A 14,522-nucleotide genomic window follows, 5' to 3' on the forward strand; every position below is an offset into this window, starting at 1 on the left:
CTGCACTTACCCGATCGGCGGAGGAATCATTCCTCGAAGGCCATGTCCTCGCCGCCGCCGTCGTCCTCGAACGCGTCGTCCAGGACTTCGCCGAGGATCATGCCTCCGACGACGCCGGCCGCCGCGCCGGCGACGACGCCGCCCATGCCGGAGCCCCGGTGCTGCCCGTGGTGGCCGCCGTGGTGGCCGTAACCGGGCTGACCGTAGGCGGGCTGGTGGCCGTAACCGGGCTGGCCGTAACCGGGCTGGCCGCCGAAGGCGGAGTGGCCGCCGCGTTCGGCGATCTGCGCCATCCACTGGTTGATCGCCGAAGCCCAGTCGGTGTTCATCGCGTCCTGGTGCGACACGTGGAAGCGGCCGAACGCATCACTGCCGGAGGAGAACATGCCCCCGCGCTTGTCGGCCTCCAGCACCACCACGAGTTCGTGCGGGTTGGTGACGAAGGTCAGCTCGACCTGGTTGATCCGGCCCGCGTACTGGGCGGGCGGGAAGAACTCGATCTCCTGGTAGAAGCCGAGTTCCTGGTGCACGCCGTGGATGCGGCCGGCTTCGACGTCGGCGCTGCGGAACTGGAACCCGAGCTGCCCGAACGCCTCCAGCACGCGGTCCTGGGAGGGCAGCGGGCCGACCAGGAGCGGGTCGAGGTCGCCCTTGTCGGGGGCACTGGAGATGACCAGTTCGGTGCGCACGCCGACGGTCATGCCGGGCAGTTGCTGCCCGCCGACGGCGGTGATCGGCGTCTCCCACGGGAGCGGGAGCTGGAAGGGCACGGCCATCGGCTGACCGGCCGGCACCCGAACGCCCTGGGCGACGACGACGCGCAGGAACTCCGAGACCCCGTTGAACTCGTGGTCGCCGTGCTCGACCTCGACCCGCGTCACGAGCGACAGCACGATCTGGTCGATGTTGGCCTCGTTGCTGCCGCCCTGGATGCGGACCTGGCCTGTGATCACCTGGCCGGGGGTGGCGTGCGGGGTGTCGAGGACGGTGTCGACGGACGGTCCGCCGACGCCGAAGGCGCTGAGCATCCGTTTGAACATCAGGATTTCCTTCCGGAGGGTACGAGTGCACGGGTGGAACCAGGTGGGGTGTCGGTCTCGTCCTCGAAGTCGCCGATCAGCTCTTCGAGGAGGTCTTCCAGGGCCGCGATGCCGATCACACGGCCCGCGTCGTCCGCCACCAGGGCGAGCTGCGCCCGGTCGGCGCGCATGGCGGTGACCGCGCCCGCGACGGGCATGGTGGCGGGCAGGGTCAGCGCCGGGGCCATCATGTCGCGGGCAGTGGCCCGCCGCCCCGCGACGGTGGCGCGCACGGCGTCGCGGATGTGGACCAGGCCGATGTAGTCCCCGTGGACGTCCACCACCGGGAAGCGGGAGCGCCCGGACTCGCGGCTGCGGCGTTCGACCGCCAGGGCGCTGCTGTGCTCGGACACGCTCAGCGCGTCCTCGATCGGCACCATCACCTGCGTCAGGGTGGTGTTCTGCAGTTGCAGCATCCGGGTCAGCAGCCGCTGCTGGCCTTCGGGGATCAGGCCGTGCTCACCGGACTGGCGCACCAGCATCCGCAGGTCCTCGGGCCGGTGGGCCTGCGCCAGCTCGTCCTGGGGCTGCACCTTCATCGCCCGCAGCAGAGCGTTGGTCACGCCGTTGAGCCCACTGAGGATCCAGCGGACGGAGTGCGCGAACGCGCGGAACGGCAGCGCGAGCAGCAGCGCCGAGCGTTCGGGGTGGGAGATCGCCCAGGACTTCGGGGCCATCTCGCCCACGACCATGTGCAGGAACACCACCAGCACCAGGCTCAACGTGAACGCGATGCCGTAGGACACCCCCGACGGCAGACCGGTCGCCAGCAACAGCGGGTCGACCAGGTCGGCCACCGCGGGTTTGGCCAGCGCGCCCAACCCCAGCGTGCACAGCGTGATGCCCAGCTGCGCCCCGGCCAGCATCAGCGACAGCTCGCGGATGCCGGCCACGGCCGCGCGGGCCGCGCGACTGGTCTCGGCGTCGGCTTCCAGGCGGTGGCGCTTGGCGGCGATGAGCGCGAACTCGGCGGCCACGAAGAACGCGTTGGCCACCAACAACACCAGCGAGACGAGCAGCGACCAGGTGGTGCTCATCGGACGTCCTCCCGGTCGGCTGTGCGGGCGGTGGCGCGGATGGCGAGCACGATGCTGTCGGGCACGTTGCGCGCGACGGCGGTGACCCGCAGCGACACCCCGTCCAACTCGATCTCGTCGTCCACCTGTGCGATGCGGCCCAGCCGGCTGAGCACCAGGCCGGACACGGTGTCGTAGGTGTCGTGCTCGGGCAGCTCCACACCGGTGGCGTCGGCGATCTCGTCGACCCGCATCCGTCCGGGCACCCGCCACACCCCCTCGCCCAGCGGCTCGATGACCTGCTCGACCGGGTCGTCCTCGTCGTGGATCTCCCCGACCAGCTCCTCGGCCAGGTCCTCCAACGACACGACGCCGGCGAACCCGCCGAACTCGTCCACCACGCACGCGAGCTGCCGGCGCTCGGCCCGCAGCCGTTCCAGCACCGCGGGCAGCGGCAGCGAGGAGGGCACGACCAGCGCGGGCGAGGCGATGTCACCGATCGGCGCGTCCGCGCGTCGACCCGAATCCACGGTCAGCACCTCGGCCAACCCGACCACGCCACGCAGGTCGTCCAAGTCCTCGCCGAAGACCGGGAAGCGCGAGTGGCCGGTGTCCAGCAGCTCCACCACACGCACGACCGGCTCGTCGGCGCGGACGGTGTGCACCATCACGCGCGGTGTCATCGCCTGCTCGGCCACCAGTTCCCGGAAGCCCAGGCCGCGGTCGAGCAGGCGGGACAGCTCCGCGTCCAGGTGCCCCTCGCCGCGCGCGTCGGTGATGATCTGGCGCAGGTCCTCCGGGGTGGCGCCCTGGGGCAGTTCCTCCACCGGTTCGATGCCCACGGCGCGCAGCAGGCGGTTGGCCGCCGCGTCGAACAGCCGGATCACCGGACCGGCGACCTTGAGGTAGGCCAGGGTGGAGGTGCTCAACGCCTTGGCCAGCGGTTCCGGGCGGGCGATGGCGAAGTTCTTGGGCAGCAGTTCGCCCAGCACCATCTGCACCACGGTGGCGAACACCAGCGCCACCACCATCGACAGCGACACCGCCACGGCCGCGGACAGGCCGGTCAGCCCCAACAGGTCGGCCAGCCCGGTGCCCAGCAGGGGTTCGGCCACGTACCCGGCCAGCAGCGCGGTCACCGTGATGCCGAACTGGGCGCCGGAGAGCATGAACGACAACTTCTGCGTCACCCGCAGGGCCCGCTCGGCGGCCTTGTCACCCGCCTCGGCCATCTGCTGGAGACGGCCCCGGTCCACCGCCATGTAGGCGAACTCCTGGGCCACGAAATACCCTGTGGCCACGGTGAGTGCCACGATCGCGAGCAGGCCGGAGAGGATCAGCACGGCACACCCGCCACGAGCAGGGAATCCATGATCAGCCGGGTCCCACCCGGCCGACTACTAGAAGGCTCTACGTCGACGTCTTCAGGCATACTTCACGGTAGCACGTGGCACTGTACGGTTGACGATGAGTACACGGAGGTGAGACCAACAGTGACCGTCGTCCTGCTCAAGATCGGCGAACTCGCCGCCCGAGCCCAGGTCAGCCCCCGCACCGTCGACTACTACACCAGCATCGGTCTGCTCACCCCGGCCAAGCGCACCGCGAGCAACTACCGCCTCTACGACCCGTCCGACGTCGAACGCATCCACCTCGTGCAACGCCTGGAAGTCCAAGGCGTTCCGCTGGAGGAGATCGCCGCCGCCCTCAAGAACCAGCACGCCGACGTCGGCGCGATCCTGGACCGCATCGACGAGGACCTACGCACCCTGCAGGCTGCTGCGGAAGCGGCGTCGCCGGAGGTGAACGGCCTACTGGCCGCGGTCGCCACCCGCGTCCACTCCCTGATCACCGTCGCCCTGCAGATCCCGCCCGACCTACCCCTTCCCTGACCCGCGCAGCAGCCGAAGCCCCAGACCTCGGTGATCGCGTGGTCCCCCACCGCGAGCACCTCGATCGTCCAGCCCGGCACCGTGACGCCATCGCCCGGCCCCGCGCCTGCCGACAACCTCGTCCACGCAGGTATCCTGGTACCGAATGCCTCGATAACGCGTGTGGGCGCCGCTCGTCGGCCACTGGGTGAGGATGCCCGTCGCGTGCGAGAAGACCGTTTGACCGGTGACCCCTCCGCGTCACTTCGACCCTCGAAACCGACACCTCACCGGGGTCACCGGCCAGTTCACTCGTTGCGGAATCGACTCAAAATCTCGTCGCCAACACGGTCCACGTCATCCATGGTCGACTTCTGGCACCCCACACCTCCGCTCCGATCGGACACCGCCTGCCGGAGTTCTTCGGAGAATTCCCAGGACCGCTCGGGCACCGACCTGCGGCCCGGGGACGGTTCACGCCACCTCGGACCGCACCTGGTCCCACGTCTTCGCGATGCCGACCTCCAAGCTGGTCGGCTCGGGGACGTCGAACTCGGCGAGGAACCGGTTCGTGTTCAGCACCGACGTCTGGACGAAACTCGGCGGGCAGGGCACCCGGGTGATGTCCAGCGGCAGGCCGGTCACCTGCCGGACGGTGTCGAACACCGCACTGAGCGGGGTGCCGACGCCGCTGCCGAGGTTGTAGGTGTCCTGGGTGTGGCACTCCCAGACTCGCAGGACCATGTCGATGAGGTCCGGCAGGTAGATGTAGTCGCGCACCATGCTCCCGTCGCCGAACTGCTCCAGCGCCAGGCCGTCGCGCGCGGCACGCAGGGCGATCGGGATGATGCCTTGCTTGGCGCGCGGCTTCTGTCCCAGGCCATAGGGGTTCGAGATGCGTAGCGACACCGACTTCAGCCCGTGCTCCAACTCGAAGTAGCGGAGGTAGTTCTCCAGCGAGACCTTCCCGATGCCGTACGGGGACACCGGGTTGCGCGCGCACGGTTCGTCGTGCGGCGGCTCCGCCGTGCCGTACACCGTGCCACCGGAGGAGGCGAAGAAGACGCGCTCGACGTCGTTGGCGGCGCACAGGGAGAACAGTTCGACGCCGGCCGTCATGTTCGTCGTGACGTCGTGCATCGGGTCGCGGGAGGACACGCGGGGGTTGGTGAGCGACAGGAAGTGGAAGACGTCCTGCGCGCCGGCGACGGCTGCGGCGAGGCTGGTGCGGCTCAGCAGGTCGCCCTGGAAGACCTTGACGGTGGCCGGAAGCCGGTGCCGCGGCCCGGTCGAGTAGCGGTCGAAGGCGCGGACGTTCGCACCGCGGTCGAGGAGTGCGTCGACGAGCGGCGCGCCCAGGAACCCGTTGGCCCCGATGACGGCGACGGTGCGACCGGCGAGATCGGTCAAGACGTCACCCCACCTTGGTGCCGGCGAGGCGGCTCGCTTTGTCGAGCCGTTCGGATATGCGCATCGCAGCCTCCGCGAGTTCAGGTGGACCTTCGATCACGAAATCCGAGTCGAACGTCGCGAGCAGCCCGAGAAGGCCGCCCCACGACCACGCCCCCATCGTGATCCTGGTGGTTCTGTCGTCGATGCACTCGATGTTCGCCCCGCCCGGAGCCCATTTCGCGACGAGTTCGACGGGGCAGTCCATCCGGACCGTGCCGCGACACGGCCACGAATCGGTGTTGTCACCCCGGTCGGGTTGCAACTGGATGAACCGGGTGACGTCGTCGGAGGGGAACTCGCGCGGCCTGAACCGCCACCCCGGCAGCCGGAGGTCGTTGATGCGGTCCAGCCGGTACGCGTGCCACGAATCCTGCCGCTGGCTGAACGCGATGAGGTACCAGCGCCCCGACCACACCACCAGCTTGTGGGGTTCGGCGACGACCTCGACGTCGGCCGCGGACTCGACCGACCCGGTCCGGTACTGGAACTTGACCAGCTCGCAACCCTGAGCCGCCGAGCTGAGGGCGGCCAGCAGCGCCGGGGCGACCTTGGGCGGTGCGAGGTCCCAGGCGTTGTCGATCTGCTCCACGTCGAAGGTCTTCAGCCGCCTCGCCAGGTGCGGTGGCAGCAGGTCCTGCACGGTCTGCAGCGCTCGTCTCGTGGCGTCGTCCAACCCCTGCACGGAACTGGGCGCGGTTCGCAGGGCGACGGCGATGGCGATCGCCTGCTCGTCGTCGAACACCAGGGGCGGCAGCTGCGGGCCGGGTACGAGCCGGTAACAGCCGCCGGGGCCCTTGCCCGCGTCGACGGGGTAGCCGAGTTCGCGCAGCCGGGTGACGTCGCGCCGCACCGTGCGCGTGCTCACCCCCAGTCGCTCGGCGAGCTCATCGCCCACCCACTCCTTCTGACTCTGGAGCAGGCTGAGGAGCGCGAGGGTCCGGGTGGCTATCTCCGACATGCTTCCGACAGTAGGCAAAGTAGAGGACAGGATCTGTCACCTACTGGTGCCATAGTTCGCCCTGGCCGCCGGGCCCGTCTTCTGGAATCACACGAATGGGTGTATCGCGGCGGGCCGCCTCATCGACTCCGAATCGAGGAAAGAAATGTCCACACCACCGGTTCACGAACCTGCACCGAAAAGCGCCTGGATGGGCCTCCTCGCCATCTCGCTCGGCGTTTCTCTCGTGGTGGTCGATTTCACGATCGTCAACGTGATCATCCCGCCGATCATCACCGACCTGGGGATCTCCTCGCTGGACGCGCAGTGGATCCAGGAGTCGTACGCCATCGCCCTCGCGGCGTTGTTGCTGGTGATGGGCCGGTTGTCGGACCTGCTCGGCGCCCGGAAGCTGTTCCTGGCCGGTACGGTGGTCTTCGGGATCGCGAGCATCGCGGCCGCCGTCGCGCCGAGCGGCGAGCTGCTGATCTGGTCCCGACTCGTGCAGGGCATCGCGGGCGCGGTCATCCTGCCCACGTCTCTCGCGCTGTTGAACTCGACGTTCCAGGGCCGCGACCGCGGCAAGGCGTTCGCCATCTGGGGTTCGACCATCGGGGCGGCCGCCGCGGTCGGGCCCCTGCTCGGCGGCTGGCTGGGCGAGTACTCCTGGCGCTGGGCCTTCGCCATCAACATCGTCGTGGTGGTCCTGATCATCCTGGGCGTCCTCAAGTACCTGGCCGCCTCGCAGACCCAGCCGGGGAGCCTCGACGGCATCGGGGCCGTGCTGTCGGTGCTCGGCCTGGGGCTGCTCGCGTTCGGCCTGATCGAGGGCCGCAACTACGGTTGGTGGGAGTCCACCCGCGAGTCCGGTCCGCTGGGCATCTCCTTCGGCGGTCTCTCGGTCGTCCCCGTCGCGCTCGCGGTGTCGGTGGTGTGCCTCGTGCTGTTCCTCGCGCGCCAGCGGAAGCTGACCCGGACTCGTCGGCCGGAGCCGCTGATGGACACCGAACTGTTCTCCGTCAAGTCGTTCAGCTCCGGCAACGTCGCCAGCCTGATCATCAGCCTCGCGGAGTTCGGCATCCTCGCCGTCCTTCCGCTGTGGCTGCAGTTCACCCTCGGCTACTCCACGCTCCAGACCGGTTTCATGATCGCGGTCGTCGCGGTGGGCAGCTTCGTCGCCAGCGGCGCGAGCTTCGGGATGGCCGCGAAGACCACGCCCGTGCGGCTGGTCCGGATCGGTCTCGTCCTGGAGGCGGCGGGCCTGCTGGTGTTCGGCGTCCTGGCGCGATCCGACTCCAGCTGGTGGATCATCGCCATCGGCATGTTCCTCTACGGCACCGGCGTCGGTTTCGCGACTGCCCAGGTGACCAACGTCGTTCTGGTGGACATCGCGCCGTGGAAGGCGGGCCAGGCATCGGGCATCCAGAGCGCCGCGCGTCAGCTCGGCTCCGCGCTGGGCATCGCGATCCTGACCACCACCTTCTTCAGCGTCCTGACATCGAGCACGTCGGAACGCCTGCGGCGTGACGGTGTTCCCGCGGGTGACGCCGAACGGCTCGCCGGTTCCGTCGGCGACAGTGCGGGCGCGGCCATCCCGGGCTTCGCGCAGAACCCGGCGACCGCCGACGCCGCCGCCGCCGCGCGCGAGGCTATGACCTACGCCGTGCAGATCAACGGCTACACCTGCGCCGCGTTGCTGGTGCTGGGCCTCCTGGCGACGCTGCTGATCCCCGGCAGGACCGCCTCGTCGGCCGGAGGGGCTTCGGAGTGGTCCGCCGCCGAGGCGGCTCCCGGAGCGCCGGACGCGAGGTGATCAGGGCCGGTGATCCGCCGCGGCCGTCGAGATCGGGTGCCGCCGGCGAAACTCCAAGATCCCGCCGCCTTCCCCCGGCCATACCTGTCGCCCGCGGTCCGGCGCGACGAACATCTTTACCGAACCGAGCACCTTCCGTCGGACCGGGCTCGGGTCGCACCCCGAAGGGACATCATGACCACCAGCGACGACACGCGGACGCCGCCTCGGCCGGCGCCGAGCCTCCGGCTCCTCGACCTCCTGATGGGGGCTGGAGAGCGGGCGTCATCAGCGCCTTCGCCGAGCTGGGGATCGCCGACGCGCTGCGCTCGGAAGCCCTGACCCCACAGCAGTTGGCCCACCGCATGGGGCTCGAACGGTCCGCCCTCTGGGCGACGGCACCGAGCGGGTCATCGTGTGCGACTTCTCGCGCCCTTTCACGTCCCAGGGCGCGCAGGCCACCCACGAGGAGGTCCGGGCCGCCTACGCGAACGTCGCCGGTGAGCCGTTGGCCGATGGCGAGTGCTTGTGGGCCAGCTCGTTCACCGACGCCTCCGCGCTGGTTCGAAAGTACCGCAAGGGAGGCGTGTTCCTCGTCGGCGACAGCGCCCACACCCACCTGCCCGCCGGCGGGCAGGTGGGTGTGGGCGTGTCCATCCAGGACGCCGTGAACCTGGGCTGGAAGCTGGCGGCGGTAGCCCAGGGCCGGGCGCCTGACTCCTCCTGTTCGCGGTGGACGCCGCGACGCTGGCCGAGCGGGCGGACTCTGGTGCTGGCGATGTCGGAGCGCAGGTGCGATCGGCGTTGTGGGACATCAAGCCGACCACGCAGAACAGGTCGAGTTAGGGTGGCCAGGACATCGAGTTCTCCGACGACCGTCGACCAGGAGAAGTCATGGCAGAGTTCAGCCAGTCCGACGATCTGCGGAGAGCGGAGTTCGTCGATGCGGACCTGCGTGGTGCCCGCTTCGTCAGAACCGACCTGTCCGGTGTCGTGATGCGGGGCGTCCAAATGGCGCAGGTGGAGATCGACGCACCGTGGCTCTTCGACGGCGACGGGTTCTTGCGTGTCAACGGCGTTGACGTGATCCCCTTCGTCGACGCTGAACTCAACCGCCGCTTCCCCGGCCGCGCCGAACGGCGCGCCGCGGTTCCGGATGACCTGCGCGCGGCCTGGGCAGCGCTTGAGCGCACATGGGCGGTCACTCTTGAGCGCGTCGCGGCGATGCCCGCCGGCGCAGTCGACGTTTCCGTGGACGGGGAGTGGTCGTTCGCGCAGACGCTGCGGCACCTGGTCCATGCCACGGACATGTGGCTGGGCCGGGCGATCCTGGGGCTCGAACAACCATTTCACCCGCTCGGTCAAACGGACTCCGGCACCGAGGGCGGCCCCTGCCAGGACATGTCGACCTCGACGACCACACCGTCATACGCTGAAGTGCTCGAGGTACGGGCGGGACGCGTTGCCATGGTGCGCGACTTCCTCGCAACGGTCACACCGGAGGAGTTGACCGCGAAGCGCGGGAACCCCCACGATCCCGAATACCCGGAGACAGTCCTCTCGTGCCTGCACGTGATCCTCGAGGAGGAGTGGGAGCACCACCGCTATGCCGTGCGCGACCTCGACGCGATCGAGGCGAAGCCCGACGCATGAACCGGCGTCGGCCTACGTGCGCCACGTCGACCGTCCGACTCGACCAGTTCGTCTTTGACACCTCCTGAGCCGAGTGCTGGTCGTACGCAGGCGGCTGAACAGGTCTGCCGCCGGACCGACGACGTGACCGCGTCCTACATCTCCCGTAGTCGCGACCTCGGAGCACCCTCCAGAACATCGTGGACCAGCGGCACAACGGCAGCTACGCCGGTCCCACGCCCATCACGGTCGCCAGCACGTCCGACGCGGTGCGGATGCGAGTGCCGGAAGCCGAAGTGGAACTGGAAGTCCCGCGGCGCGGTCCTGACGTCGGGGATGTTCCGCACCGGCCGGCTCGGCTTGGTCTACACAGCGCTCGCGGGCGCGGACTAGTTGGGCTGTAACGCCGAGTGCTGACCGGCTCTGCCATCGCCCGTCCACGACGATGGCCGGTGCCGAGCCCTTCGTCCGGGCTTCGCCAGCAGCACCGGCGCACCGATCGAGGCTGACCGCCTGCACCGTGCCGGCAGGCGCGTACCGATTGAGCATGGTCTTGACGCGGCCCGAGTCGGTCCCGAAACCCTGTGGCGGTGACGTCGCCGGGTGGTGATGATTGCGAACCATGACCACCGACATGTTCGTCGATCCGGGGAGCGATCCGCGGGTCGAGCCGCCGGGGCGCGGGGACGAGCGCGAGACGTTGACGGCATTCCTGCGATGGCAGCGGGGGACGTTGGAGCTGAAGTGCGCGGGGCTCAGCGCCGGGCAGCTCGCGCTGCGGGCGGTGGAGCCGTCGTCGATGTCGCTGTTGGGGCTGGTGCGGCACATGGCGGACGTGGAGCGCGCGTGGTTCCGGCGGTTCCTGGCTGGTGACGACTCGCCCGGGCACTTCGACGCCGAGCCGGACGAGGCCTTCCACGGCGCGGTCGACGATCCGGCGGTGGTGGCGCACGCGTGGTCGGTGTGGCGGGCCGAGGTGGAGTTCGCGGATCGGTTCGTCGCCTCGGCGCCCGATCTGGAGATCAGCGGTGAGGACCCGTGGCGGGGACCCCTGTCGCTGCGCTGGGTGCTGACACACATGGTGGAGGAGTACGCCCGGCACAACGGGCACGCCGACCTGCTGCGCGAGCGGATAGACGGGGCGGTCGGGCAGTGAGTTCGCCGATGTCACCGGGGTGGCTGTCGCCGACAACGGAAGCCAACCCCTGTCGTCCAGGCGACCCGATGATCCACAAGTGGGTCGCCTCGCCGATGTCGACCCACAAGTAGCCGATGAGGGGACGGGCGAGCTCGCACCAGGTAGGGGTGGACGTCGACCTTCTCGGGTTCGAGGCGGAGCTCGGCCCATGAGCCCCAGTACGGCACCTCGACGTCGACCTACGAGCAGTTGAGTTCCCACCGGAACTCCTCGTCCAGTTCCCACTCGACGTGGTGCGCGCCCAGTGTCGCCTCCAGCGGGTGGCCCAGTGCGCGAAGGGATCCGAGAACGTAACCGTTGACATCGTCCGGCGCGAGGCTCGACACTCCCACGCCATCCGCCCAAGCCCGAACGACTCCTCAGGGCATGGGGAGGCGACCCCAGACGACCTTCCGGTCGTCCTCGTGGCGCACGCCCCAGTCGTTGCAGATCGTCTCGACCATCTTCATGCCGTTGCCCCGGTTCGGACTGATGCTGGAGGACCCGACGACGGGGGTGCGGTCGGGGGTCGCGTCCCGGACCTCGACGACGAGTTCCGGTCCGCGATCCGGGTGCACTTCGCGGTGCAGCATCAGGTGCCGGGGATCGTCGGCGTGGTCGCAGGCGTTGGAGGCCAACTCCGTCGCCACCAGCCGCGCGTCGTGGACGAAGTCCTCGTCGTGCATCTGCAGCGCCTCGCCGACGCGGTCGCGCACGGCTGCGAGGTTGTCGCAGTGCAACGAGGCCTCGATCTCCACCTGGCCGGTAGTCCGACCCTCGTCGGCGTGGCCGTCCGCGCCGCGCTCGTCCTGCGGAATCGTCGCCGCCTCGCGCGACGCGGTCACGGTGTCCGCGTCCGGAAGGTCCCCAGTCGAGGGGTGATCAGAGGCGGAACTGGCATCGGTCACGAGACCAGGTTGCCCGGAACCGGTCCAACCCATACCCGATTGAGCCATTCGCCCCAACTCCACGGCGAGATCCGGGCACGGTGCGGACCGGGAAGGGGCGCAGCCTCGCATCCCGATCCGCACCGCGCAGTCCAGACCGGCCCGCCGCTGGCTGCTCAACGCACGCGCAGGTCTGGTTTCGGAACCCCCAGAACGTGGTTCCCACCGCGCCTCGCGCAAGCGCGGCCACCCTGGTCTACCCGTCGTCGCATCGGCTACACATCATCGGCTGTCGAAGTTGAACGGGCGGTCGACATGCCCCCACCCGTAGCCGAGGAGCCGGCCTCCGGCCCTCGACGACATCGTCGAACAGCCGACGGCCGAGGTTCACGTCGTGGACGCGCCACCCGCCGCGCGGCGGAACCTCGTGGCGAGGCGATCGAACGCCACCGCGAGCTCGTCTCCGTCGATCACCTCGATGTCGACGTCGAGCTGCGCCATCCACAGCGCGAGCCGGTCCGGGTCGTCGGAACCCAGTTCGACATGGCACGTGGACTCGTCGACCACCTCGATGTCGACGGGGATGTGGATCTTCGCGGCGACCTTGGCCGCGGGAGCGCGCACGAGTACCCGGGCGCGGTACTTCCAGGCCCCCTTGCTGACGCGTCCGACGACGTACTCGACGACACGGTCCTCCGGGATCACGCGCGGGCGGAACCGCGCACCAGTCGGTGCGTGCGGAACCATGCGGTCGACACGGAAGACCCGCCAGTCGTCACGGTCGAGATCCCAGGCGAGCAGGTACCAGAGCGCTCCCCAGCTCACCAGCCGTTGCGGTTCGGTGTGGCGCGCCTCTTCCCTGCCACCGGGCTTGGTGTACCCGAACCGGAGCCGTTCGTGGCCGCGGATCGCGGCAGCGACCGCGCCGAGGACCGAGAGGTCGAGCGGCGGCCCGACCCCTGGCACAACGCTCGTCGCCTCGCGCACCGCCTCCACCCGCCGACGCAGACGCGAGGGCAGCACCTGCTCCAGCTTCGCGAGCGCGGTGAGCGACGTCTCTTCGACGCCGAGCCTCTGGGTCACGACCGCACCCAGTCCGACCGCGACGGCGACGGCCTCGTCGTCGTCGAGCAGCAGTGGGGGCATCGCCGTCCCGGCGGCCAGCCGGTACCCGCCCGCGACGCCGGGGCGCGCGTCCACGGGATAGCCGAGCGACCGCAGCTTGCCGATGTCGGCGCGCACAGTCCTCGTGCTCACGTCGAGCCGGCCGGCGAGCTCGGAGCTCGTCCAGTCGCGCTTGAGCTGGAGCAATGACAGCAGTTCGAGCAGGCGGGCCGAGGTCTCCAACACGTTCTCCATCATTTCAGCAATTGCGGAAGCCAGCCTGCCGCATTGCCTGAGAACGTCCGTGTCATGAACGAAGACAACGCACTCACACCGTTCCGCGTCGACATCCCGCAGGCCGACGTCGACGACCTGCGCAACCGGCTGGCACACACGCGCTGGCCGACCCCCGTGCCGGGCCGGGACGATCGCGCCGACTTCAGCCGCGGCATCCCGCTGGTGTACCTGAAGGAGCTCGCCGAGTACTGGCGCGACGGATTCGACTGGCGTGCGCAGGAGGACAAGCTCAACGAGCACGAGCAGTTCACGACGGTCGCCGACGGCCAGACGTTCCACGTCGTCCACGCCCGATCGGCGAACCCGGAGGCCACCCCGCTGATGCTGAACCACGGCTGGCCGGGCTCGTTCGTCGAGTACCAGCGACTCATCCCGCTGCTGACCGATGAGTTCCACGTGGTCATCCCGTCGCTGCCCGGCTTCGGGTTCTCCACCCCGCTGTCGGGCACCGGCTGGGAGTTGGCGCGGACGACGGACGCCTACGCCGGGATCATGACGCGTCTCGGCTACGAGAGGTTCGCGGCCCACGGCACCGACATCGGTGCGGGCACCACCGGCCGCCTCGCGGCACTCCACCCGGAGCGCGTCATCGGCACGCACATCGGCAGCGACCCCCGGTGGCTCGGGTTGGTCGGGGACAAGCTCCCCTACCCCGACGACCTGTCCGATGACGAGATCGCCCAGATCGAGGCGGTGCGCACCGAGGCTGCGGCCGAGCGCGGGTATCTCGGGATGCAGAACCACCGTCCCGACACGATCGGCGCGGCGCTCACCGACTCGCCGGTCGGTCAGCTCGCGTGGATCGCCGAGAAGTTCAAGACCGGGGCCGGCGGCACCTACCGGACGCCGGACGAGTCGGTCGACCGCGACCAGCTCCTCACGAACATCAGCCTGTACTGGTTCACCCGCAGCGGCGCGTCGAGCGCGCAGTTCTACTACGAGGGCGAGCACTCCGGACTCGACTACTTCGCCATGGCCTCCGGCGTGCCGTCCGGATGGGCCGTGTTCGACACCCACCCGCTCATGCGCCGCGTGGTGGACCCGTGGAAGGCGATCGGCCACTGGAGCGAGTTCACCGAGGGCGGTCACTTCCCCGCGATGGAGGAGCCGGAGCTGCTCGCGGACGACATCCGCACCTTCTTCCGCGGCATTTCCTGACCCCCGCGTCAGGGCCGGCGGGCCACGAAGATCCATTCGAGGCCCGGCCGGTCCGGCGCGTCCAAGGCCTGCCCGCTCAACGGTCGACCGACCAATCCGTTCGGCATCGATTCCTGACGG

13 protein-coding genes are annotated in these 14,522 nt (G+C 69.6%); 6 read left to right on the forward strand and 7 right to left on the reverse strand.

The window, feature by feature from the left end; all coding sequences use genetic code 11:
- Positions 1-26: 26 nt before the first annotated feature.
- Genes ACRAKI_RS19790 through ACRAKI_RS19800 form a run of 3 tightly spaced genes read right to left on the reverse strand, consistent with a single transcriptional unit; the run spans position 27 to position 3,438 of the window.
- Positions 27-1,040 carry a sporulation protein gene (locus ACRAKI_RS19790; RefSeq protein WP_447001986.1) on the reverse strand — a complete coding sequence of 338 codons (1,014 nt, stop codon included), beginning with the start codon at positions 1,038-1,040 and terminating at the stop codon, positions 27-29.
- Positions 1,040-2,116 carry a hemolysin family protein gene (locus ACRAKI_RS19795; protein ID WP_447001987.1) on the reverse strand — a complete coding sequence of 359 codons (1,077 nt, stop codon included), beginning with the start codon at positions 2,114-2,116 and terminating at the stop codon, positions 1,040-1,042. Before ACRAKI_RS19795 ends, ACRAKI_RS19790 begins: the two co-directional genes overlap by 1 nt.
- Positions 2,113-3,438, reverse strand: a complete 1,326-nt coding sequence (locus ACRAKI_RS19800) for a hemolysin family protein (RefSeq protein WP_447001988.1) — start codon at positions 3,436-3,438, stop codon at positions 2,113-2,115. Before ACRAKI_RS19800 ends, ACRAKI_RS19795 begins: the two co-directional genes overlap by 4 nt.
- A 150-nt stretch (positions 3,439-3,588) precedes the next feature.
- Here ACRAKI_RS19800 and ACRAKI_RS19805 point away from each other — a divergent pair, with 150 nt between their 5' ends.
- Positions 3,589-3,987 carry a helix-turn-helix domain-containing protein gene (locus tag ACRAKI_RS19805; protein WP_447001989.1) on the forward strand — a complete coding sequence of 133 codons (399 nt, stop codon included), beginning with the start codon at positions 3,589-3,591 and terminating at the stop codon, positions 3,985-3,987.
- Positions 3,988-4,440: 453 nt separating this feature from the next.
- Here the strand turns inward: ACRAKI_RS19805 and ACRAKI_RS19810 are convergent, their stop codons facing one another.
- Positions 4,441-5,376: an NAD-dependent epimerase/dehydratase family protein gene (locus tag ACRAKI_RS19810; RefSeq protein ID WP_447001990.1), complete on the reverse strand. Its 936-nt coding sequence runs from the start codon at positions 5,374-5,376 to the stop codon at positions 4,441-4,443.
- A 4-nt stretch (positions 5,377-5,380) separates the two neighbouring features.
- The gene (locus ACRAKI_RS19815) at positions 5,381-6,376 is read right to left on the reverse strand and encodes a helix-turn-helix transcriptional regulator (protein ID WP_447001991.1); all 996 of its coding nucleotides are present in this window, start codon (positions 6,374-6,376) and stop codon (positions 5,381-5,383) included.
- A 190-nt stretch (positions 6,377-6,566) separates the two neighbouring features.
- On the opposite strand from ACRAKI_RS19815, the gene ACRAKI_RS19820 reads away from it, so the two are divergent.
- The 4 genes from ACRAKI_RS19820 to ACRAKI_RS19835 all read left to right on the forward strand — a co-directional run bounded on the left by ACRAKI_RS19820 (position 6,567) and on the right by ACRAKI_RS19835 (position 10,935).
- On the forward strand, positions 6,567-8,168 hold the full coding sequence (locus tag ACRAKI_RS19820) for a DHA2 family efflux MFS transporter permease subunit (RefSeq protein WP_447001992.1): 1,602 nt from the start codon (positions 6,567-6,569) through the stop codon (positions 8,166-8,168).
- Between the two features lie 391 nt (positions 8,169-8,559).
- Positions 8,560-9,144, forward strand: coding sequence for an FAD-dependent monooxygenase (locus ACRAKI_RS19825; protein WP_447008463.1), 585 nt, complete (start codon positions 8,560-8,562; stop codon positions 9,142-9,144).
- The gene (locus tag ACRAKI_RS19830; protein ID WP_447001993.1) at positions 9,042-9,800 is read left to right on the forward strand and encodes a DinB family protein; all 759 of its coding nucleotides are present in this window, start codon (positions 9,042-9,044) and stop codon (positions 9,798-9,800) included. Before ACRAKI_RS19825 ends, ACRAKI_RS19830 begins: the two co-directional genes overlap by 103 nt.
- 601 nt (positions 9,801-10,401) lie before the next feature.
- Positions 10,402-10,935, forward strand: a complete 534-nt coding sequence (locus tag ACRAKI_RS19835; protein ID WP_447001994.1) for a DinB family protein — start codon at positions 10,402-10,404, stop codon at positions 10,933-10,935.
- A 401-nt stretch (positions 10,936-11,336) separates the two neighbouring features.
- Here ACRAKI_RS19835 and ACRAKI_RS19840 read toward each other — a convergent pair whose 3' ends face one another.
- Both ACRAKI_RS19840 and ACRAKI_RS19845 read right to left on the reverse strand, forming a co-directional pair.
- Positions 11,337-11,801 (reverse strand): ATP-binding protein, encoded by a 465-nt coding sequence (locus tag ACRAKI_RS19840; protein WP_447001995.1) that lies wholly within the window; start codon positions 11,799-11,801, stop codon positions 11,337-11,339.
- A 429-nt stretch (positions 11,802-12,230) separates the two neighbouring features.
- On the reverse strand, positions 12,231-13,193 hold the full coding sequence (locus ACRAKI_RS19845; protein WP_447008464.1) for a helix-turn-helix transcriptional regulator: 963 nt from the start codon (positions 13,191-13,193) through the stop codon (positions 12,231-12,233).
- A gap of 63 nt (positions 13,194-13,256) precedes the next feature.
- Between ACRAKI_RS19845 and ACRAKI_RS19850 the strand changes: the two genes are divergently transcribed.
- Entirely contained in the window at positions 13,257-14,402 is a 1,146-nt protein-coding gene (locus tag ACRAKI_RS19850; RefSeq protein WP_447001996.1) for an epoxide hydrolase family protein, read from the forward strand.
- Positions 14,403-14,522: the final 120 nt, after the last annotated feature.

It is taken from the genome of Saccharothrix isguenensis, from assembly GCF_052936305.1.